A 21,970-nucleotide genomic window follows, 5' to 3' on the forward strand; every position below is an offset into this window, starting at 1 on the left:
AAGGGTCCTGGGAGAGTAGGTCAGTGCAAGGGTTTTATTATTTGCGGGAGTAGCTCAGTTGGTAGAGCACAACCTTGCCAAGGTTGGGGTCGCGGGTTCGAGTCCCGTCTCCCGCTCCATAACCAAAACCCCCCAGGTAAAGCTGCCTGGGGGGTTGCCCTATTGACTACAGGATGTCATCACGAATACAGGCTTTGAAGTGTCCTGGACTGACCTCCCGCATCTCGGGCACCGTTTGAGAGCATTCCTTTATGGCGTAGCGACAGCGGGTGCGGAACACGCAGCCCGAGGGGGGGTTGATTGGACTGGGAATATCCCCTTGAAGGACGATCCGATCCCGGCGCACGGTGGGATCAGGGGTAGGGATGGCGGAGAGCAGGGCTTCGGTGTAGGGATGCTTGGGATTGCGATAGAGCTCGCGGGAGCTCGAGAGCTCCATTACCTTACCCAGATACATCACCGCGATGCGATCAGAGATGTACTCTACTACCGCCAAATCGTGAGCGATAAACAACACTGTTAGACCAAGGCGATCCTTGAGGTCCTGCAATAGATTGACCACCTGGGCCTGGATTGAAACGTCTAGAGCGGAGACTGGTTCGTCAGCCACGATGAAATCGGGGTTTACGGCTAAAGCCCGGGCGATTCCAATGCGCTGGCGTTGCCCGCCTGAGAACTCATGGGGATAACGGCGCACGTGATCGGGGTTGAGCCCCACCGTCTGCAATAGTTCAGCCACCCGCTCGTTTCTGGCTTGGGCGCTGTTGGCGAGGTGATGAATCACCAACGGCTCGGCCACGATATCTCCCACGGTCATGCGTGGATTGAGCGAGGCGAAAGGGTCTTGGAAGATGATCTGCATCTTGCGCCGATAGGAGCGCAGTTCTCCTTTGGGCAGGTGGGTGATGTCCTTACCGTCAAAGATGATGTTGCCGCCGGTGGGCTCGATGAGGCGCAGGACGGTACGGCCTACCGTGGTTTTCCCTGAACCGCTTTCACCTACTAGGCCGAGCACCTCGCCCTTCTTGACATCAAAACTGACGTCGTTGACAGCCTTGACATTGGCCACTACACGAGAGAGGATCCCACCCCGAATGGGAAACCACTTTTTAAGGTTTTTGATCTCCACCAAGCTCGTGGTGGTGGTGGCTTGGGGGGTTACAACGCTCATACCTTCACCCCCTCACCGGTTTGGATCTCGGACCAGCGCACACAGCGAACCATATGGCCATTGCCGGCGTCTTCTAAAACAGGCACATCCGTAGTGCAGCGGCCTTCCTGCATGTACTTGCAGCGGGGGTGAAAGGCGCAGCCGCTGGGCAGCCAAAGAGGGTTGGGCACATTACCAGGAATGGCCTCTAAGCGTATTTTGCCTTCGGCAGCCAGGTCTAAGCGCGGCACCGAGTTGAGCAGGCCCATGGTGTAGGGGTGTAAGGGGCTTTTGAATATGGGGGTTACGTCGGCTTCTTCTACCGCCCGGCCTGCATACATCACCACCACCCGGTCGGCCATTTCGGCCACCACACCCAGGTTGTGGGTGATGAACAGGATGCTCATCCCAATCTCTTTTTGCAGCTTCTCCATCAGCTCGAGGATCTGGGCTTGGATGGTCACATCCAGTGCGGTGGTGGGCTCATCCGCAATGAGAAGAGAGGGGTTACAGGAGAGGGCCATGGCGATCATAACCCGCTGCCGCATCCCCCCCGACATCTGATGGGGGTAGTTGGAAAGGCGCTTTTTGGGCTCGGGAATACCCACCAGATCGAGCATCTCAGCACTTTGCTCCAGGGCTTCCTTTTTGCTTTTGCCCTGGTGCAGCACGATGGCCTCAGAGATTTGGTCTCCGATGGTATACACCGGGTTCAAGGAGGTCATGGGTTCCTGGAAGATCATGGCGATATCGTTGCCCCGAATCTTACGCATCGAGGCTTCGTCTTCCTTAACCAAGTCCTTGACCTTGCCGTCCTTGCCGCGGAAGAGCATGCTGCCGCCAACAATTTTGCCCGGCGGATTGGGGATCAGGCGCATCATAGCCAGGCTGGTCACGCTTTTACCCGAGCCCGACTCACCCACCACCGCTAGGGTTTCCCCCTTGTCAATGTGGAAGGATACGCCATCTACGGCCTTCACCACACCGTCATCGGTGAAGAAGTGAACCTTGAGGTCTGAAACCTCGACCAGTCGTTTATCGTCCATTCGTGCTCCTCAAAAGCTCCCAACAGATTACGGCATTCTACCGCCTTATGGCTACTGCGTCAGCCATCAGGGCCTACTGGCGCTTGCGGGGATCAAACGCGTCCCGCAGTCCATCCCCTAGAAAATTCCAAGCCACGATGGCCAGGACGATGAAAAACCCCGGGATCAGCACCCAGGGGCGGTCGGTGAAGCTGGCAAAACCGCCCTCCTGGGCTGATTGCAGTAGCAGTCCCCAACTCACATAGGGGTCTCGGATCCCCAGCCCTAGGAAGGAGAGCCCACTCTCCCCCAGAATGGCTCCGGGAACTGCCAGGGACAGCGAGATGATCACATAGGTGGCTGTGGCGGGGAGGATGTGGTGGGCGATGATTCGACGATCGCTGGCCCCCAATGCTTGTGCGGCTGTTACGTAGTCCTGCTCACGGGTTGAGAGCACTGTTCCACGCACAATTCGGGCCAGGCCTCCCCAGCCGATAAACCCCAGCAGCACGGTGATCAAGTAGAAGCTGAATAGGGCATCAATGGAGGGTGGGAAAATGGCTCGGAGGGTAATCAGCAGGAACAGATCGGGAATCGCCGACTGGATTTCCACTGAGCGCATGATCACATCGTCTGGGTCTATGCGAATCGGTTTCCACAGCAGGCCTCGAGCAATCCCCCATACCGCCCAGGCCGCCAGGGCCACTACGATGAGGCTGAGCAAGCTAAAGCCGTGGGTTACCTGCAGAAATTGCACGGTGATTGCGATGATCCCTGCGATGATGGCAAGCCACAAAAGGGTAGACACAGCCGCCCCCAGCCAGGCTCGAGCCCCTACCCCAGGTTGAAACAGATGGGTCAGCGGAAGGCTCATGGTGGCGGGCCGCCCGCTGTAAAACCCCGCTACCCCGCCCAGGGCTAACCCCAGGATGAACGAGACGATCGAGGCCAGGATACCGATGGTGAGCGAGACCTGGCTACCGTAGACGATGCGGCTCCAAAGGTCGCGCCCGAAGTTGTCCGTACCCATCAAGAAGAGCCGCCCCGGCTTATCCACCCCCAGCAGGCGCAGGTCACCTCTGAATAGCCGCAGGATGGTGTAGGGCTGGTCGGGGGTGCGAACAAAGAAGTGAATATAAAACTTGCCCTGGCTTTTGTCCTCAATGTACCTGGGTTGTAGGGTTAGCTCGTCCAAGGTGCGCTTGGTGGCGTAGACAAAGGGACGGCTCCAAGCCCCTGTATCGGGGTCGCGGAAATGGATTTTGCTGGGTGGGTGATTGTTGCTGGGGGGATACGTCTCGTAATAGTTGGCGTCATAGGTGCTGAAGAATCCGGCGAACAGAGCCATGGTGTACAGCACCAGTAGGATCCGGGCTCCCCACACCGCCAGCCGATGCTTGCGGAACTGAGCCCAGATCACCTGACTGCGGGTGCGGGAAGCGGAAAGGGTGCGAGGGGTTGCCTGGGCCATGGAACTCCTAATAGTAGCGAATCCGGGGGTCTACCCAGGCCAAGAGCAGGTCAGAGATCAGATTGCCAATCATCAGGAGCACCAGCCCAATCACCAGGAAACCGGTGAGCACGTAGAGATCCTTGGAGTTGAGCGCGTCTAGATAGAAGGGGGTGACCCCGGGCCAGTTCATGACCACCTCGACAAACCCCACCCCGCTGACCAGGCCGGGTAGGATGCTACCAATCCCGGCCACAAAGGGAATCACCGCATTGCGCAGGGCGTGTTTGTAGATTGAGACCCGCTCCGAAAGGCCTTTGGCCCGGGCGGTGCGCATGTAGTCTTGGCCCAGTACGTCGAGCATCTGCCCCCGCATGAAGCGGGTAAACCCGGCGATGTCCCGGGCGGTAACCACAAGCACTGGGATTAAGGCGTGCCAGAGCACGTCTAGAAACCGCTTCCATCCAGGCCAGGCCTCGCTGCCGCTGCTGGTCATTCCACCCACCGGCAGTATCTGGGCATTATTGGACAGGTGGAAGGCATCTCGAGCCGCATAGTTGAGCTGCAATATCAAGAAGATCATGATCAAGGCAAAGAAGAAACTGGGAATGGAGAGAAAAATATAGGAGATGAAGCTCACCACCCGGTCGGCCAGCGAATACTGCCGGACAGCACTGAAGATGCCGATGGGGATGGCCACCAGGTACAACAAAAACGTACTGGCCACCACCAAGATCATGGAGTTCAGCACCCTGGGCAAGGCGATCTGCCAGACGTCTTGCTGGTAGGCAAAAGAGTAGCCGAGTTGTGGCGGCCACTGCAAAAGCCCCTTCATCCACAGCAGGTACTGCACGTAGATGGGCTGATTAAGGCCAAACTGCTCGCGCAGCCGCTGTACCGTCTCAGGGCGTACCTTAGGATCTAGGAGCTTTTCGGTGAAAAAATCGCCCGGAGAGAGCTGAATGATAATGAAAGCCAACAGCGTGGCCCCGACGAAGGTGGGGATGAGCTGGATGATCCGGCGGAGGATATATGTTCCCATATGGATTGCCTAGGTGGGTTTCATTGTGGGGCTCAAAGGGTTTTTCGGGTTTGTGAGGCTCAAAGCTCTGGCTTGATAAGGGGGGAGGCCCTCCCCAGGAGAACCCCAGGGAGGGCCTTTGGTTCATCTACTTGGCAATGTAGGTCAGCTCGGTAGTGCGGGAGCCGTACAAGGCGTTGATCAGCTTGTCGGGGAACTGTCCCCCCACACGGTTGTTCCAGGCCGGGTGGTAGTTGGGGCCAGCGATGTAGACGATGGGTTGCAGCTGGGCCTCGATGACCTGCATCTGGTTGCCGATCTCTTTGCGCTTGGCCAGATCGAGCTCGGTGCGGCCCCGGCTGTACAGTGCGCTGAGCTGGGTTTCGCGGGGATCAATGCACTTACCCGAGGTGTTGTACATGTGCAGGCTGCCGGTGCAAGGAACCACGTTGGAGCCGAAGGGCCAGTCCAATCCACCGCCCGAGAGCCCAATTAAGATCGCATCCCAGGGACGGTCATCGCCCTTGGACTGAAGCTGACCAACCAAGGTGTTGAAATCAATGGGGTTGAAGTTGACCTTGACCCCGACCTTTTTGGCCTCATCGGCAAAGAGCCGAGCCATCTGCTCGCGCTGGTTGTTTCCAGCGTTGGTAGCCAGGTTGAACTCGAGGCGCTTGCCCTGGGCATTGACCAGATAACCTTCGTTATCCTTCTTGGTGAAGCCCAGCTCGGTGAGGAGTTGGGTGGCTTTTTTGGGATCGAAATCGTATTTAGGAGCGGCAGGATTGACCCAGTCCTTGAGCACCGGATAGATCGAGGTGTAGGTAGGGGTACCAAACCCACCGTAAACCACGTCGATCACCGCCTGGCGGTTGACCAGATGGCTCATGGCCTGGCGGAACTTGGCGGAGCGGAAGAGCTCCTGCTTGAAGGGGTCAGACTTTTTGTTCCAGTCAAAGACGATAAACTGGCTGGTGGCGTTAGGGCTGATGTTGACCTTGATGGTGGCATCTAGCTTGTTGTCCTGGACGGCCTTGCGCACCTGGGAGATCTGATCTACAGTGCTGGGGCTATACAGGTCAATTTGGCCGGAGAGGAAAGCGGCCAGCTGGGCGTTGGTATCCTTGACGATCAGGATTTCCTGCCCATCGAGATAGGGCAGCGGATTTCCGGCCTCGTCTTTGTTCCACTCGCCAAAGTAGGGGTTGCGCTTGAGCACCAACCGCTCACCAGGGGTGTAGGAGCCGATCACCCAGGGGCCAGGCGAGACGATATCGCTGACCTTGGCGTTGAGCCCCCACATCTTTTTGATGCCTTCGGCTCCTTCTTTCTGATACACCGGCCCGAAGATGTGGTCTGGCCAAGGGGTATAGCTGGCGACCGCAAAGGCCTCGGCATCGGTTTTGGGATAGGTGATCTTGAGGGTGTAATCGTCTACCTTGCTGACCTTGACCGGCTTGCCATCAATGAAAAAGCTGTCGTAGGAGTTGGAGCCGACCTTCTCATCGGTATGGATTTTGAAGGTGGTCACCCAGTCGTCGGCGGTGATGGCCTGGCCATCCGACCACTTCATGCCCCGGCGAATCTTGAAGGTGATCTCGAGCTTGTTGGGGGAGATGGTCCAACTGGTGGCCATATCGGGAATCCACTCGCCGTTGGAGGGGTCCCGCTGTACCAGCCCATGGAGCCCAGAGATGGTGTCGGGCACGTTCCCGGCTTCGGCGGTGATGAAGGGATTGAAGGTACGGAAATCCGAGATCACCGAGGTACGCAAGACCCCCCCGCGCTTGGCCTCACCTGGCTTGGCTACCGTCCACTTTTGTGGATATACCTGTACCTGAGCTTGTCCCAACCCTGCGCCGAGGGCGGTGAGGGCGGCTAGAACTAACCAAGGGTGTTTCATCCAGTTTGCCTCCTTATCCATCCATTCCTACTTTCCGCCGCAAGGCGCACAGGTTTATGCGCCAAAGGCAGGGATTTGGGTTTGGCACAACCCTATCTAGCCCGTTGTCGGCTGTCAAGAATGGAAGCCAAATTACAAGCTGCCCCCCCAATCCATCTTTTGGTGGATTGGGGGGCTGATCTATGGGCTTACGCCCAATCTAGCGGGGGATGTGCCCCAGGATAAAGGCGATAAGGGCAAAGACGACCCCCAGGATTACGGTGATACGGTATAGGCCCCCGGTCACGCCGCGCGCGCTGAAGAGGTCGGTATTGGCCCCCATTAGGTCGCCCGCCCCCTGTTTGGGTTCTTGCGAGAGCACCAGGTATACCAGCAGCCCCGCTGCGATCACGAACAAAACGATCAGGATGTAAAAAAGCATGCCTCGAGCCTCCGACTCCTTTGGTGCCGAGAGGGGGACTCGAACCCCCATGGCTGCGAACCGCTCGATTTTGAGTCGAGTGCGTCTACCAATTCCGCCATCCCGGCTTAGCGCAGGTTCCACAACAGAACCGGCAAGACTAGACTATACGGCTTTTCCGCTGGCTTAGCAAGCCAAAGAGCCCCAGAATTCCGGCTAACCCCACCGCCCAGTCCCCCAGCCGGACATAGAGGGTTTGGCCCTGTAGAGAGGCAAAGGTTCCAACCAAAAACCCGGCCTGGTGCTGGGGAATCTGAGCGGTCACCCGCCCATAGGGATCTACGATAGCGGTGACCCCATCGTTGCCTGCCCGCAGCAGCCAGCGCCCCGTCTCGACCGCCCGGAGGCGGCCCATCTGGAAGTGCTGCATCCCCCCGAAGCTGGGGCCATACCAGGCGTCATTTGAGCCCAGCTCGAGCACCTGAGCTCCCCGCTGAACCAGGTTCCGGGAGACCGAAGGGAATACCGACTCGTAGCAGATGTACGCCCCATACCGCCCCAAGGGGGTATAGCCTGAACCCTCTACTCGGTCGGCCAGGTCACCATCAAACCCGAAGGCTCGAAAGAAAAAATGGTACGCAGGGCCGAGCTCTTGACGCCAAGGGAAGCGCTCGCCAAAGGGAACCAGGCGGTTCTTGTCGTAGGTTTCCTGGATCTGCCCGTTCACCACACGGACCGCCCGGTTGGTTAGGCCAGTCTCGAGCCCGCTGATGAGCTCCCGGGGGCCCAGCAGCGCGCTTAGACCAGGGGGAAACTGTGCAACTGCGGTTTCTGGCCACAGCACCACCCGGGCTTCAGGGTGCGCAGCCAAGCCCTGGCGGGTGAGCTCGAGATAGGTGTTTTCCGCCGAAACCCCCTCCAGCTTCTGCAAAGGGTTGATGTTGCCCTGCACCAGGAGCGCGGTTTGGTCGCCTCGAGCCGCAGGAAGCGGGAGAAACCAAAGCCCCACCCAGGCCAGCAGGCTCAGGAGTAAGCCGGTGCTGGCCGGGGAAAAGACCGCCGGACTGGCCCACCAGGCCCGCCCGAATCGCCCGAGGAAATAGGCGATCAGCAGAACCACCAGCGAAAGCAGGTAGACCCCCCCCACACGGGCCAGTATTCGCCCAGGGGCCTCGACCAGGGCATACCCCAGGAACCCCCAAGGGAAGGCAATTTCCCCCAGTGAGGTGAGGTATTCCAAAATCACCCACAGCCCCACCCGCAGCAGCGGACGGCCCGCACTCAGCCCGAACACCACCCCCCACGACAGGGCTTTGATCACCACCAAAGGCACGTAAGGCACCGCTCCCCAAGGGGTATGGAACAGCACCACAAAGCTTTGGGGCAGCCAGACCAGATGCACGGCCCAAAAGGCCAACCCAGCCCACAGCCCGTAGCCAAACCCACCCCGCCAGAGCAGCCCGATCAGCGGCAGGGGGGCCAGAAAACCGAGCGGGGTGGGGGGAAGGGTGAGGGCCAGGGCAGTACCGAGAAAGAGGGCTTGCCAGATCTGCACAGCCCAAGCATACGGTCCAGCCCTTGAGAAGCCTAAGAAGGGGGGCGGGTCTAAATCCCTTCCTTCCACAGCTCGCGGAAGCTTTTGGGGCTTGGTTTAAGACCTGCTCGGCCTTCTGTCCAGGCTTTTACAACCGGCAAAACGGTGTTGTCGAGGGCTTCCTTGGGCAGCATTCGCAGGGCTTTTGAACCCAGGGTGTAGGCCCAGGGCCGGGTCATGGCGGCAGCGTAGGCCCGGATGGCTGCGCCTTCAGCTTTGGGCTGAAGCCCCTGTTCTACCGCACGGTTGCGCCAGGTCAGGAGCAGCTTGGGGATGGGGATGCGCACCGGGCAGGCCTGGAAGCAGGCCCCGCACAGCGAGGAGGCGTAGGGCAGGGGCTTGGTATTTTCCAGCCCCACCAGCCCCGGTGCGAGAATGGCCCCGATGGGCCCACTGTAGACGTAGCCATAGGCGTGGCCTCCGGTTTGGCGGTAGACCGGGCAGGCGTTGAGGCAGGCCGCACAGCGAACACAGCGCAGGGTTTCCCAGGCCTCGGTATCGGCCAGGACGCTGCTGCGGCCATTGTCTACCAAAACCACATGGACGGCTTCGGGGCCGTCGGGCTCGTGGGGCCGCCTCGGGCCTTGAATGAGGGACACGAAGGTGCCCAAGCGCTGCCCTGTGGCGGCTCGAGCCGTCAGGGATAAAAACACCGAGAGGTCGGAGAAGCGCGGCAGCAGTTTTTCGATGCCGACCAGGGCCACATGAATACGTGGGGCTGAGGTCGAGAGGCGGATGTTCCCTTCGTTTTCGATCAGGGCTAGGGTTCCGGTCTCGGCCACCAGGAAGTTCCCGCCGCTAATGCCCATCTCGGCCTGTAAGAAACCTTCGCGCAGCAGCTTCCGGGCCACCCCCGCCAGGTCCTCGGGAGGGGCCTCGAGGGGGGTGCCAAACTTCCGGTGGAACAGCTCGCGGATTTGCTCGAGGTTCAGGTGGATGGCCGGGCCCACAATATGGCTGGGGGGCTGACCCAGGAGCTGGATGATGTATTCCCCTAAATCGGTCTCGAGAACCTCAAGGCCCAGGCTCTCGAGCAGGGGGTTGATCCCCAGCTCCTCCGAGACCATGGTCTTGGCCTTGACCACCTTCTTGACCCCATTGGCCCGGGCAATCTCGGCCACGATGCGCTGGGCCGCTTCGGCGTTTTCGGCCCAGTGAACCTGCACCCCATTGCTTTGGAGCGCGGCCTCGGCCTGGGGGAGGTAGGTGTCCAAGTGGGTGAGCACATGATTCTTCACGGCCTCGGCCCAGCCCCGCCAGGTTTCCGCTTCGATCTCGCCGTACATCTGGCGGCGCTTGGCGTCGAAGTTGAGCGTGGCGGCGGTGACCGAGTCTCGCACCTGGGGTTCTTCGCGCAGCACCCGGGCGGATTCTCGAGGGTATTGGTTGGCCTTGAGCTGCATGGTCACCCCTCAGCCTGATGCGCATGGGCTTCCCACAGCACGCTGGCCAGCGGCTTGACCGGGAGCTTCAGCTTGCGGTTTTCGATGCGCCCCGCGAGGTGCAGCATGCAGCCCCCGTCGGCGCTGGTCAGGTAATCCACTTTGGGGAGGGTCTGCAGCTTGCGATCGGCCATGCTGAGGGCGACCTCGGGGAGTTTGACCGAGAACAGCCCTCCGAAGCCGCAGCACTCCTGGGCTGCTTCCCAGTTCACGACCTCGGCCCCGGCATTTTTGAGCAGGGTCAGGGGTTCGTTTTTGATCCCTAGCTCGCGCAGGGCGTGACAGCCGTGGTGGTAAGCGATGTGTTGGCCGCGCAACCCCTCGCCGAGCTGGGTCACCCCCAAGACCTTGACGATGAATTCGGCCAGCTCGAAGGTTTTATGGCTCAAGGCCTCCGCTTGGGTGAAGCGCTGGGGGGTATCTCGGTAGAGCTCAGGGTAGAAGGCCCGCACCATGGTGGTGCAGGAACCCGAGGGCAGCACCACATACTCGGCCTCGTTGAAGACCTCGAGGGTGTGGGTTGCCATCTGTCGGGCCTCGTTCCAATACCCTGCGTTGTAGGCGGGCTGGCCGCAGCAGGTCTGGCCCTCTGGAAACTCCACCTCACACCCCAGGCTGCGCAACAACCGAACAGCGGCCACCCCAGCTTCGGCGAAAAATTGGTCGGTCAGGCAGGTCACGAACAGGGCCACTCGCATGTTTAGCCAGAAGTATAGCCCTTGTGATGGGCCCCGCCATAGGGCTTCTGGGGAGGGGCCAGGGATTCCGATGATCTCTTGAATTCGAGCAGCTCGAGGCTCTTCCCCCCGAGCCCCCCTTCGCTGAGTTGTTTGACCACCCCCACCCCCGGAGCAAACCAATAGGTGGCCTTGCCGCTGAAGGGAAGGCCAAACTGCCCCTGAAAACTGGCCTCGAGGCGCAGGGCTTCGAACCTTCCGGCCGGAACCTCGACCGTTTCCCTGGCCAAGATGCGGTTGGTGACCTCTAAAAAGCCGCTCAGCTCGAAAACCGAAATCTTACCCTTGAGCTCATAGCGGTACTTCCAGCCACCTCCCACCTTCCAAACCTCATCGCTGGGGATAATCACCCCGCTGAGCTTGGTCAGTTGGACGGTCCCGCCGGGGATGGGCTGATCCCCCTCGGGAAGGGTGCGGAGCCCCTCTGCGCTGCAGCTCCACTGGGTTTGCTCGGTGCGATCGGGGTATCGCCGGATCTCGGTGATGGTGTCCCCTTTGGGAACAAAGGTCTGCAGGTAGGTTTCAGAGCCCCCCAGCACGTGATACCGGCGCTGAAGGGTGGGGTCGGTGGGGTAGAAAACCGGGTTGCAGCTCGAGGCCCAGGCTAGGGCTAAAAGCGGTAAAAGACCCAGGGTTCGCACAGCTCTATGCTGGGGGAATACCGCTGGGGGGATGGCAGGCTGCGTGACAAACTCCCAGATTGGGGGGATATGGACGAATTGGGGGCCGCGATATGCGTACAATAGCCCCATGTCGCATACCGGCACGATGGGTATACAACCGATGAATATGCTGCGCTGGCAGGCGCACCCCAAGGGGCCGGGGCACACCGTGGTGGGGGATGTTCGGGTGCTGAAGGGCTTGTACAGCCCCCAACTGGGCAACCGGCGCGACCTTTTGGTCTATCTTCCCCCTTCGTACTCGGCTGGCCAAAAGCGTTACCCGGTGCTGTACATGCACGATGGGCAGAACCTCTTTGACGATGCCACCAGCTATGTGGGGGAGTGGCATGTGGACCGGAGCATGGAGGGGCTGGCGGAGGAGGGCCTCGAGGCCATCGTGGTGGGGATCCCCAATGCCGGGACGGAACGCCTTAACGAGTACAGCCCCTTTCGAGATCCCCGGCATGGGGGGGGCAAAGGGCAGCGCTACCTCGAGTTTCTTACCGCTACGGTTAAGCCGCTGATTGACGCGGAGTTTCGCACCCTGCCCAGCCGGGAGGCCACCGGGGTGATGGGGTCCTCGATGGGGGGGTTGATCAGTCTGTATGCCTATTACCGCTTCCCCGAGGTCTTCGGGCGAGCGGGGGTGGTGAGCCCTTCGTTTTGGTTTGCTGAGGGGGCCATTTATGGCTATGTGGAGGGGGCAGCCCAAGCGGCGGGTCGGCTCTACATGGACGTTGGCTACCGCGAGATCACCCTCTCCCATGTGAGTTCGCGCCGCTACCTCGAGGGGGTGCGGCGGATGAACCGGCTCTTGCTCGCCAAGGGCTGGACCAAGGGCCGGGATTACCTGTACGTGGAGGACAAGGAAGGGGTTCACAACGAGGCCCACTGGGCTCGGCGGTTTCCCCAGATGATGCGCTTCTTGTTCGGCCCAAGCTAAACCCCCTGTTTCCAGGGGGTCTGGAGGGCTCGAGGGGCTTCTTCATCCGCACTTGCTGTATCCGCAGCTATAACACTTCACGCAGCCCTCTTCCCGAACCAGGCTCAGATCATTGCATTCCGGGCACCGGGCCAGCCCAGAGGAGGTGCTTGGAGCCCCCTTGGGTTCGCGGGACCGGCTGGCCGCTAGTGCGGCTTGCTGAACCAAAGGGGCCGCTTCCAGGGGATCCATGGCTGCTGCGGCCCCGGGGTTTTTGCCCCCGTGCCCCTCGACCTTGCTGGTGGTCTCCAAGGCCACGGCGATGAGGTCGGCCTTGCTGGTTACGAAACGGCCCTGATAGCTGCCATAGAGCCCGCCGTTGATCCCGCGCAGGGTCTTGACCATGGCCTCCACGGGTACGCCATACTGCAGGGCAATCGAGATCACCCGGCCCAGCGCCTCGGAGTCGGCATTGGCCTCGTCGCCGGCCTTGCCCGAGGTCAGGATCACCTCGACCGGATGGTCCCCCTGCATGTTCACCGTTACCAAAAAGCCGCGACGGGTGCCGTCGGAATTGGTCAGCTTGACCATATCGGTGTACCCCACCAGGCGCCCGGTGCGCTCGAAGACGGGTCGGGCGGTAGGGCCCGCAGGCTCCCCAGGGCTGGGCGGGACCTCCAGCAAGGCGGGCTGCACCGCGACGGTTTCTTCCTGGTTCTCGGCTTTTTTCTCTTCCTTGCTCACCGAGAGCACCTGGAAATCCCTCGAGCCATCGCGATACACCGTGATGCCCTTACAGCCGGTGCGGTAGGCCTCACTGTAGGCAGCTTCCACGTCTTCTACCGAGGCGTGATTGGGCAGGTTAATGGTCTTGGAAAGCGAGTTGGCGGCATACCCTGCGGCATCGAACGCGACCTGAACCGTGCCCTGCATCCGCACGTGGTCTAGGGGGGGAACGTCGTGGGCCCCCTCAAAGACGTTGGCGATGGCTGTGGGGATCCCCTCGATCCCCTTCACGCTGCCGTGGTGGGCTTGAATGGCCTCAATGAGCTTTTCCCAGTCCCACTTGCCGTCCTTTTCAAACGGCTCCGAGGGTGGGAAGCCCTCCATCAGCTCAACAAACAAGGGGTGGAGAAGCGCTTTGTACTGCCCGCCGATGCGCCGCCACATAAAGGGGGAGAACATCGGCTCAATGCCGCTGCTCACGCCCATCAGCATGCTGGTGGTGCCGGTAGGGGCTACGGTCAGAACCGCCACGTTGCGGCGTGGGGCAATGCCCAGTTTTTCCATCGCGGCCTGGTTCTGACGGTACACCTCGAAAACCCCGCGCTCCTGGCCCAGCCGTTCCGATTCAGCCACCGCTTCCTCGCGCATGGCGTTCATGATCTCGCTGACCACCTTGCGTCCGGCTTCGGAGGAGTAGGGCAGCCCCAGCTTGATGAGGGCGTCGGCCAGCCCCATCACCCCCAGCCCCAGGCGCCGCAGGGTCTGGCTGGCGATGCGGTTGTCCTCGAGGGCAAACACATTTACGTCTAGCACGTTATCCAGAAAGCGGATGCAGGTGTGCACATCCTGGCGGAACTCGGTAAAGTTGAAGCTGCCGTTCTCCACATAGGCTGCGAGGTTGATGGCCCCTAAATCGCAGGGCTCCCCCACGGTAAGGGGGATCTCCCCACAGGGGTTGGTGCTCCGGATCTGGTAGCGGGGCCCCAGGTCCTTCAGGGCGGAAAGCGCGTTGATTCGATCCACGAAGATCAGGCCGGGCTCGCCGGTAGCCCAGGCATGCCAGGCAACCTCGTGCCATAGCCATTTGGCCGGAACCTTCCCCCCATAGACCGGGATGGCCCGGGCCCCATCGGCCTCCCGCTCGGGGAGGTCCGGCAGGGTGCCACTGTACTCGTCCTGCAGGGGGTAGGGGTAGTATTTGCCCGGTACTTCGGCGGGTTCCACGGCCCATAGACCATCGGCCTGAAGGGTATTCCAGAAGGCCTCGGTCGCCAGGATCGAGATGTTGAAGGTGGAGATGTCCCCCTCGGCAGCCTCGCGGTCTAGGTCCTTGGCGGTGAGGAAATCCAGGAGGTCGGGGTGGTCAATGGCGATGGTGGCCATCCCGGCTCCCCGGCGGGTTCCGCCCTGGCGCACCACCCGCAGCACCGGAGCATAAACGTAGCGCAGGGTAGCCACCGGTCCGGCCTTTTCGGCGCCCAGGTTGGCCCACTCGAGAAAATTGTCGAAGATCTCCGCCAGGAAGCTCACCGGCCCACTCGAGGTGCCCCCCGAGCCCTTGATGGGGGCGCCTTCGGGTCGGAGCTGGCTGAAGTCCACATGCGGCTCAGCCTCCCGGACGGCTTGCTCGAGGGCCCCTTTAGCGCTCTCGATGATCCCGGCCATATCGTCCGGAACGGTAAGGGCGCCCTCGGGCAGAGAACGCACGGTCATGACCCCGTGGCGGCGGGCCAGGGCTGCCAGTTCCGGCTTTAAAAGCCCGTAGACCACCCGGGTCCAGTTGCGGATGGTGATGGGTTCCTTCTCGCCATCGGGATTAATGGGTGGACGCATTAAACCCTTGATGAAGTCTTCCACATCGGCGTGATCGGCGCTGAGATAGGCGAAGCCCCGCACGGTACCCCGTGGCCCGGCGTGTTTGCGCGAGACATAGGGGTCGAGGTTCACCCCGTTCCCACCCCCCACCTTGGTCACCAGGGCCAGCTTCTTGGCCACCTCGAGCACCCCTTCGAAGCTGCTCGGATCGTGGGCTGTAGCCCCCTGCACAAAACAGTTCAAGACGTTGCCGTGCTGGGTTCCCGCCCCGGCCAGCACCCGCCCCCCCGGACAGAAGCGCTTGGAGGCCATCAGCTCAAAAAAGCGTTGACCCCAGTATTGCTTGTCCTGGTTGGACTTCTCAGGCCCGGCTACCCAGTCGGCTACCCGGCGAAACATTCCAAACACGTCGCCGTCGCCCGGCTGCATATACTGCCGCTTGGCGATGCTTTGCGCATGTTCATCAAACTGTGCAGGAATGAAGCTTTTCATCTATTTCCTCCAGACCAGCAGTCCCTCCCTGAGCCAGATCAATGGCTCTATATATTGGGGATCCTGGTCGAGATGCTACTACTTATAGTAGTTGTATGCAAGAGTTTGGCAGTGAGAACCAGAGGTCACTATAGTCCCGATGCACAGGTGCCCACAACCCATCCTCTTACATTATCTGGGGTAATGAAGAGAACCTGGCCACTATGGGTAGTAGCTAACCCATTGTAGAGGTTGGAGGCGGCTAAAACTTGGGGGGGCGCTTCTCGAAGAAGGCGGTAATGCCCTCGACCAGATCGCCGGTCTGGCGAACCCAAGCGTTGGCTACCGCGGCCAAACGGAAGCCGTCCTCGAGGCCCATCCCCGGCAGGGCCTGGAGGAGTTCTTTGGTCAGGGATAGGGAAGAAGGGGCGTTGCCCGCCACCTCAGTGGCCAGCGCCAGGGCTTCGCTCAGCACACTTTCCCTGGGTACCACCTTGTTGACCAGCCCCATCCGATGGGCTTCCTGGGCGGAGATCAGCTTTCCGGTCAGCAGGAGCTCCTTGGCGTGCTTCTCCCCCACGTTTCGCACCAGGATCACCCCCACCAGCGCAGCCACGAAGCCAATCTTAACCTCCGTATAGCCCAGGGTAGCCCCCTCGCCCATCACCACCAGGTCGCAGGCGGTAGCCAGGCCCGCGCCCCCAGCCACGGCGGGGCCGTTAACCGCGGCTACAGTGGGTTTGGGAAAGGTGTACACCCGATGGAACAGCCGCATCAGTGCTTTGGAATGGGCATAGTTGGCCTCAGCGGTGGTGGTGGCTACGCTCCGGAGAAACTCGAGGTCCACCCCCGCGCTGAAGGCGCTGCCGGCCCCGGTCAGTACCAGGGCCTTGATGGAGGGGTTGTCCTCTGCGGCATCCAGCGCTTGGAGCAACTGGGCGACCATTGAGGCCGAAAGGGGGTTGCGCCGCTCGGGATCGGAGAGGGTTAGCACGTAAATGCCGTCATGTTCATGGGTTTGTAGGCTCATGTTCCCCATCCTACCCTCGAAACGATCTCGCTATCTTTGCAACATTTATACCTTTATTGGCTAACTATACTTGACAATAATACACTCAGATATTATGATCAAAAGTAGGAGGTTAACCATGGTTCGGTATGACCCTTTCAAGGAAATTGAGGAGCTTCAAGAGCGGATGCTTCGTGGTTTTGCCCCTTCGCGGCCGGATGCCCGCACCTTTGCCCCGCCGGTGGATGTGATGGAAGACAACAGCGGCCTGCATCTCGCGGTCTACCTGCCGGGGATTGAGCCCGAGAAGGTGGAGCTGACCGCCGAGAACAACACCCTCTCGGTCAAGGCTGAGCGGCCCTTCGTCAAGCCAGAAGGGGCCAGCCAGTACCGCCTCGAGGGCATCTACGGCAGCTTTGTTCGCAGCTTCACCGTTCCCAACACCTTCGACCTTTCCAAGGTTTCGGCCAATTTCAAAAACGGTGTGCTCTACATTGACCTGCCCAAGACCGAGGCGGCTCAGCCCCGCAAGATCGAGGTTCGGGTCAACGCCTGAGATCTTTGGTCGTCCTCTCCTCCTTGTACCCCCGGTTTTGCCGGGGGTTTGCCTATGGGCTCAGGGCCCGGCGCTGGCTTCGGGATTGTAGAGCAACAGCCGCAGGGGGTAATTGGAACCCGAGGCGGGTAGTGTTGAGAGGGTGAGGGTTTGCTGACTGCCTGGGGGCAAGGGATAACGTCCTAGAATGAAACCTTCCCCCGGACGCAGCAGAGGCAACTCGACCTCTTGGCCCTCGAGCCATACCACCCCTCGAGCCACCCCACCGTCAGCGGAAAGCTGGAGGGTTACGGTATGCCAGGCCGCGGTCGGGTTGGTGAGGGTCAGGGTTAGGGTGTGGAGCTGGCCCCAGCTTCCACGAATCCTCTGGCCGTTCCCAGCCTGAAAGGCACCTTCGCCCAGGCTGAGCTGCAGCGAACCCCCGGCCCGGTAGGTCTGGCGGGTCCGGATTTCAAGGCTGTCTAGACGGTACACCGGACCATTGCTATAGGTCTCCAGGGGGGGTTCCTCTTCCCCTGGGGCGACCGCATACAGGTCCAGTACAGCCTTTTGCCCCTGAACCACCAGGGCCTCGAGCAGCCCACTTCCAACCTGGCCGGGGCGCAGGGTCAGTTGGGTCAGCTCAAACTGGCCCCCTGGGGGCAGGCGCAGCAGTTGGCCGGCGCGGTTCCAATACAGCTCGAGCCAGCGCTTAGTGGCCATGTGCCCAGCGTAGAGCTCATCGGCGACCGGCCCCGCGCTGGCATCGCTCACCCACACCCAGGATTCTTCAGGGCTGGGGTTGGAGAGCCGGAGGTGCAGCTCGAGCGGCGCTGGGGCGGCATTCTTGTGGTGATACACCAGCCGCACCCCACCCTCCGGGCCAAAGCGGTAGTGGAACAGCCCACGGCTGGCTGAGAGGTTTTCGGGGTCGTTGGAGAGCAGCAGTTGGGTGGCCTGGGCTTTAGGGGCGGGAACCGAGGTCAGGCTCAGTCGGGTATGGCCCACGACCAGGCTGCGCCGCTCGAGGGCTGGGAGCGGTGCTTGGGGGGGAACCTGGCCCTGCACCCCTGGCCCGCCCAGCACCCGGGCTACGGCCTGTTGGATGAAGCCCGGAGGCACCTCACTGCCGGTAAGCCAGACCTCAGGGCCCGTCTGAGCCCAGGCCATGGCCCAAGCCCAGGAGGTCCAAAGTGCCCATTTCCACATACCGAGTCACTGTACAGAAGGGGGGCGGGCCGGATTCCAGGCCAGGGTTAAGCCGCCTTAACCTGCTCGAGGTTTACTCCAGCGCCAGCCGCACCAGGCGATCCAGCAGCTTGGGGTAGGGGAGATTGGAGGCCTGCCACAGCTTGGGGTACATGCTGGTAGGGGTGAAGCCGGGGATGGTGTTGAACTCATTGAGGTAGAGGGTGTGGTCGGGGGCCAGGAAAAAATCCACCCGGGCCATCCCCCGCACCCCCAGGATTCGATAGGCCCGAATGGCGGTGGCCTGGAGGGTCGTGGCCAGCTCGGGGGCAATGGGCGCGGGGATGTGAAGCTGGGCCCGGCCCTCCAGGTACTTGGTGTCGTAATCGTAGAACTCTGACCGGTAGGTGATTTCCCCCACCACGCTGGCCTCGGCCTGGATGTTGCCCAGCAGGGCTACCTCGAGTTCACGCACCCCCTCGATGCCCTGCTCGATCAGCACCTTGCGGTCCCAGACAAAGGCTTCGGCCAGGGCCTTGCGGGCATCTTGATCGGCCTTGACTTTAGAAATCCCCACCGAGGAGCCGGTATTGGCCGGCTTGATGAAGTATGGGGGGGTGAAGGGGGGCTCGAGGGCAGGCTCGCCTTGGTAAAGGGTTTGCCAGGGCACCACCGGGATTCCCGCCTGTTGGAGCACCCGCTTGCAGAGGTCTTTATCCATGCAGACCGCGGAAGCTGCGACTCCAGCGCCCACATAGGGCACCCCCAACACCTCGAGGAACCCCTGTAGGGTTCCATCCTCGCCCGGTCGGCCATGCATCAGCGGGAAAATGGCGTCATAGGAGTGCCAGTCTACGGGCGGTGGAAAGGGATGGAGGCCCTCCGGAGCCCCTCCGGCGTCCAGGGCTTCCTGGGCTTCTTTGCCCAGCAGCCAGCGCCCGTCCTTGGCGAGGAGGGCCAGCTCGGTGGGGTGGGGCATCGCCGCCAGCACCCCCTTGGCCGAGGAGATCGAGACCTCGTGCTCACCGGAGGTTCCCCCCGCAATGAGCAATATGCGCAACAAGCTCACAATGCTGATGATACTGCATGGAGTTGGCCTCCCCTCGAGGCTTTGAAATCTCCAGGGCTTTCGAAGTATCCTAGGGGCAATCGGGTGCGAAGGGGGCGGGAGCGCCAATCAACCACAGCCAAGCAGGCCTTAGGCATAGATGGGCTTTTGGGAAGAAGCCCATGGGTTTTCTGGGTATTTTGAAAGCGGGTGATGGGTATTAGCGAGGATGGCAGTATCCGCGTGGATGTGGCGGTGGTGGGTGCGGGCATATCGGGGCTGGGTGCGGCCAAAGCCCTGCATGAGGCGGGCCTCGAGGTGCTGGTGCTCGAGGCCGCTCAGCGGGTGGGGGGTCGGCTCCTGACCCGCACCCTGGAGGATGGCACCGCCTTTGATCTGGGGGGGCAGTGGGTGGGCCCCCAGATGTCCCGGATTTCCCGCCTGATTCATGAGCTGGGGCTTTCAACCTTCGAACAGCACGATTCTGGCCGCATAGATTTGGCCGCCCAACCGCTTTCCTCCATGGACAAGCTGGTGCAGGCCGAGTGGGAATGGGTTAAGGCCAAGCTGGGGGTGTTGGTGGAGCGGGTGAATCTGCCACAACCGGCCCTGACTCCAGATGCCCTCGAGCTTGACGCCCGCAGCGTGGAGGAGTGGAAGCGCGAGAACCTCGACAGCCCCTACCTCCGCAACCTGTTTGATCAGATCATCCGCACCGAGTACACCATCGAGCCCAAGGATTTCTCGGTGCTCAACCTGCTCTACAGCCTCAAGTCGGCAGGGGGGTTCGAGGGGATCTTGGGCCTCGAGCGCGGCAATGAGTCCTTGCGGGTGCAGGAGGGGATGGGAACCCTGTGCGAACGACTGGCCGCAACCTTGGGCCAGCGGGTGCACACCAACTGCCAGGTGCATGAGATTCTGCACACCGAACACGGCGCGACCCTGGTCGCGGAGGGGCTCAGCGTTCAGGCCAAGCGGGTGGTGATGGCGGTGCCGCCCAACCAAGCCATCCGCATAGACTTTGACCCGGTGCTGCCCCGGCGGCGCACCCGGCTGATGCAGCGGCTCGAGATGGGGGCGGTGATCAAGTGTTTTGCCTTTTACGAGCGCCCGTTCTGGCGGGAAAGGCCGGTCAATCCGGTAGACCCTGACCACCTGCTCTTTGACGACACCATTGATGCCACCAGCGCCGACGGCCGACACCCTGCCCTGGTGGCCTTTATCGGCGGGGATGATGCGGTGCTGTGGAGCGACAAACCCCCTACCCTGCGCCGCCGGGCGGTGCTGGAGGACCTGGCCCTGGTGTTTGGGGAAGAGGCCCTGTATCCCACCGGGTATTTCGACCACGACTGGCTCACCGAGCCCTTTATTGGCGGGGGATATGCCTGCTATGCCCCGCCGGGGGTGATGTCGGCGGGGTTTGAGCAGCTGCGTGAGCCCACGGGCTGCATTCACTGGGCCGGGACCGAGACCGCGGTGCATTACTACGGCTATGTCGAGGGGGCCTTGGAGGCGGGGGAACGGGCCGCAGCGGAAGTGCTCCAGGTCATGCGTGGCCAGCTTTCCCAGGCTCGAGGCTGAACTTCTGGCCCTAATGGAGAGAATCCTCAGCTTTTTTTCGCCTGCATCCGCTCAAAAAACTCCTGCCAGTGTGGTTGTCTTCCGTCTACATCCTTGAAGCCATACTCTCGGGCTAGATGCCAGGTCGCCAGGGCTTTTCCGGCCTTCTCCCCGACTTTGGAGTCAGAGGCTAGGGCTACCACTGCCCGTCCAATGTAGCGCGGGGTTTCGGACTCGGCGTAGTAGGGATCCTTGGCGATAGCATCTCGCCAGTTGGCCTCGGTGACGCCGAAATGGTCGAGCATCGCCTCCGAGCGTAGAAACCCCGGTGTGAGGGCCAGTGCGGTGATGTTTTTTGCTCCTGCGGATGACTTTACCAGAGTAGAACCTTCGAAGGCATAGCGATTCGACTTGAACTCCTCGCTCATGGCGAAGCCTAAGCGAATCACAGTAGTCTTCGCCAGGTCGTAGAAAAAGTTGCCGCGGTAGTTCAGATTGTCGCCGTCGGTGACCTCGATGATCAAGCCCAAATTGCGCTCCAACATCAGGGGTACAGCATAGCGTGCCGTGAGAATATGGCTGTATACCGAGCGCTCCAAGAGCTTCCAGCCCCGCATTGGATCGAGCTCCCAGAAGGGTTTACCCCACTCGAGCAGCGGATCGCCCCCCCAAATATCGTTGACCAGCAAGTCGAGTTGCCCATCTTGCTCCTCTTTGACCCGCCCAAAAAGCGCCTTGACCTCAGCCTCTTGGGTATGGTCGGTTCGTACTGCGATGCCTTGCCCTCCTGCTCGGGTGACTAACTCTGCGGTTTCCTCAATCGTTTCGGGCCGCTCTAAGTCAGATGGATTTCCCTGGGTGCTTCGCCCAGTACAGTACACGGTCGCACCGGCTGCCCCAAGTTCAATTGCGATTCCCCGACCGCAGCCTCGGGTTGCTCCAGCCACAACGGCTACCTTGCCCTCGAGAGACATTGGTTTACCTCCAAGCCACAGGATACTGACCCAAATAGGACATCTTTTGTCATATATTGCTAACCAGTGATGATTATGCGGGCTGATCGATTGCTGTACATTCTCCTGATATTACAGACCCAAGGGCGAGCCACCAGCAAGGCTCTTGCCGAGCGACTCGAGGTTTCTCAACGTACCATCCACCGCGACATGGAGGCCCTAACTGGTGCTGGGGTTCCAGTTTATGCCGAGCGCGGAGCACGGGGTGGCTGGTTTCTCCTAGACGATTATCGCACCAATCTTACCGGTCTCGGCTCGGAGGAAATTAAGGCATTGTTGGTCCAAGCCCCTAAGCTATT

Annotated in this window: 18 protein-coding genes, 2 tRNA genes and 1 pseudogene; 5 read left to right on the plus strand and 16 right to left on the minus strand. The window is 61.0% G+C overall.

The genetic code is table 11. The features are described from left to right. Positions 1 to 43: 43 nt before the first annotated feature. Positions 44 to 119, plus strand: a tRNA-Gly gene (locus tag Mgrana_RS12450). 47 nt (positions 120 to 166) lie between these two features. On the opposite strand, the gene Mgrana_RS12455 is transcribed toward Mgrana_RS12450, so the two are convergent. The 11 genes from Mgrana_RS12455 to Mgrana_RS12505 all read right to left on the minus strand — a co-directional run bounded on the left by Mgrana_RS12455 (position 167) and on the right by Mgrana_RS12505 (position 11,363). Beyond that, entirely contained in the window at positions 167 to 1,171 is a 1,005-nt protein-coding gene (locus Mgrana_RS12455; protein ID WP_119357934.1) for an ABC transporter ATP-binding protein, read from the minus strand. Next, complete coding sequence (locus tag Mgrana_RS12460) at positions 1,168 to 2,196, minus strand: ABC transporter ATP-binding protein (RefSeq protein ID WP_119357935.1); 1,029 nt, start codon at positions 2,194 to 2,196, stop codon at positions 1,168 to 1,170. Before Mgrana_RS12460 ends, Mgrana_RS12455 begins: the two co-directional genes overlap by 4 nt. A 73-nt stretch (positions 2,197 to 2,269) precedes the next feature. Beyond that, positions 2,270 to 3,646: an ABC transporter permease gene (locus tag Mgrana_RS12465; protein WP_119357936.1), complete on the minus strand. Its 1,377-nt coding sequence runs from the start codon at positions 3,644 to 3,646 to the stop codon at positions 2,270 to 2,272. A 7-nt stretch (positions 3,647 to 3,653) separates the two neighbouring features. Continuing rightward, on the minus strand, positions 3,654 to 4,667 hold the full coding sequence (locus Mgrana_RS12470; RefSeq protein WP_119357937.1) for an ABC transporter permease: 1,014 nt from the start codon (positions 4,665 to 4,667) through the stop codon (positions 3,654 to 3,656). A gap of 127 nt (positions 4,668 to 4,794) precedes the next feature. Next, entirely contained in the window at positions 4,795 to 6,549 is a 1,755-nt protein-coding gene (locus tag Mgrana_RS12475; protein ID WP_119357958.1) for an ABC transporter substrate-binding protein, read from the minus strand. A gap of 199 nt (positions 6,550 to 6,748) precedes the next feature. Then, the gene (gene secG / locus Mgrana_RS12480; protein WP_170146477.1) at positions 6,749 to 6,970 is read right to left on the minus strand and encodes a preprotein translocase subunit SecG; all 222 of its coding nucleotides are present in this window, start codon (positions 6,968 to 6,970) and stop codon (positions 6,749 to 6,751) included. Positions 6,971 to 6,991: 21 nt separating this feature from the next. After that, positions 6,992 to 7,077: transfer RNA gene (locus Mgrana_RS12485), tRNA-Leu, on the minus strand. A 32-nt stretch (positions 7,078 to 7,109) separates the two neighbouring features. Next, entirely contained in the window at positions 7,110 to 8,504 is a 1,395-nt protein-coding gene (lnt, locus tag Mgrana_RS12490) for an apolipoprotein N-acyltransferase (RefSeq protein WP_240631359.1), read from the minus strand. Between the two features lie 50 nt (positions 8,505 to 8,554). Continuing rightward, a complete protein-coding gene (locus tag Mgrana_RS12495; protein WP_119357940.1) occupies positions 8,555 to 9,946 on the minus strand; it encodes a LutB/LldF family L-lactate oxidation iron-sulfur protein in 1,392 nt (463 codons plus the stop codon). A gap of 2 nt (positions 9,947 to 9,948) precedes the next feature. Further along, positions 9,949 to 10,683: a (Fe-S)-binding protein gene (locus tag Mgrana_RS12500; protein ID WP_119357941.1), complete on the minus strand. Its 735-nt coding sequence runs from the start codon at positions 10,681 to 10,683 to the stop codon at positions 9,949 to 9,951. 2 nt (positions 10,684 to 10,685) lie between these two features. Beyond that, positions 10,686 to 11,363, minus strand: coding sequence for a TapB family protein (locus tag Mgrana_RS12505; protein WP_186813136.1), 678 nt, complete (start codon positions 11,361 to 11,363; stop codon positions 10,686 to 10,688). Between the two features lie 148 nt (positions 11,364 to 11,511). Here Mgrana_RS12505 and Mgrana_RS12510 point away from each other — a divergent pair, with 148 nt between their 5' ends. Further along, the gene (locus tag Mgrana_RS12510; RefSeq protein ID WP_240631360.1) at positions 11,512 to 12,327 is read left to right on the plus strand and encodes an alpha/beta hydrolase; all 816 of its coding nucleotides are present in this window, start codon (positions 11,512 to 11,514) and stop codon (positions 12,325 to 12,327) included. 42 nt (positions 12,328 to 12,369) lie between these two features. On the opposite strand, the gene Mgrana_RS12515 is transcribed toward Mgrana_RS12510, so the two are convergent. Next, positions 12,370 to 15,339, minus strand: a complete 2,970-nt coding sequence (locus Mgrana_RS12515) for an adenosylcobalamin-dependent ribonucleoside-diphosphate reductase (protein ID WP_119357943.1) — start codon at positions 15,337 to 15,339, stop codon at positions 12,370 to 12,372. Positions 15,340 to 15,580: 241 nt separating this feature from the next. Further along, a complete protein-coding gene (locus Mgrana_RS12520) occupies positions 15,581 to 16,348 on the minus strand; it encodes an enoyl-CoA hydratase/isomerase family protein (protein WP_119357959.1) in 768 nt (255 codons plus the stop codon). A 118-nt stretch (positions 16,349 to 16,466) separates the two neighbouring features. Between Mgrana_RS12520 and Mgrana_RS12525 the strand changes: the two genes are divergently transcribed. Continuing rightward, on the plus strand, positions 16,467 to 16,883 hold the full coding sequence (locus Mgrana_RS12525) for an Hsp20/alpha crystallin family protein (protein ID WP_119357944.1): 417 nt from the start codon (positions 16,467 to 16,469) through the stop codon (positions 16,881 to 16,883). Between the two features lie 60 nt (positions 16,884 to 16,943). On the opposite strand, the gene Mgrana_RS12530 is transcribed toward Mgrana_RS12525, so the two are convergent. Beyond that, positions 16,944 to 18,071 (minus strand): hypothetical protein, encoded by a 1,128-nt coding sequence (locus tag Mgrana_RS12530; protein WP_147021217.1) that lies wholly within the window; start codon positions 18,069 to 18,071, stop codon positions 16,944 to 16,946. A 73-nt stretch (positions 18,072 to 18,144) separates the two neighbouring features. Further along, positions 18,145 to 19,110, minus strand: coding sequence for a D-alanine--D-alanine ligase family protein (locus Mgrana_RS12535; protein WP_119357960.1), 966 nt, complete (start codon positions 19,108 to 19,110; stop codon positions 18,145 to 18,147). A gap of 201 nt (positions 19,111 to 19,311) precedes the next feature. Between Mgrana_RS12535 and Mgrana_RS12540 the strand changes: the two genes are divergently transcribed. After that, complete coding sequence (locus Mgrana_RS12540; protein ID WP_119357946.1) at positions 19,312 to 20,679, plus strand: flavin monoamine oxidase family protein; 1,368 nt, start codon at positions 19,312 to 19,314, stop codon at positions 20,677 to 20,679. 26 nt (positions 20,680 to 20,705) lie between these two features. On the opposite strand, the gene Mgrana_RS12545 is transcribed toward Mgrana_RS12540, so the two are convergent. Next, positions 20,706 to 21,632: an SDR family oxidoreductase gene (locus Mgrana_RS12545; protein ID WP_119357947.1), complete on the minus strand. Its 927-nt coding sequence runs from the start codon at positions 21,630 to 21,632 to the stop codon at positions 20,706 to 20,708. Positions 21,633 to 21,707: 75 nt separating this feature from the next. Between Mgrana_RS12545 and Mgrana_RS17140 the strand changes: the two are divergent. Continuing rightward, positions 21,708 to 21,869: pseudogene (locus Mgrana_RS17140) on the plus strand (helix-turn-helix transcriptional regulator); the annotation flags it as partial. Between the last annotated feature and the right edge of the window lie 101 nt (positions 21,870 to 21,970).

The organism is Meiothermus granaticius NBRC 107808 (assembly GCF_003574355.1).
In the GTDB taxonomy this organism is placed as follows: Bacteria; Deinococcota; Deinococci; order Deinococcales; family Thermaceae; genus Meiothermus; species Meiothermus granaticius.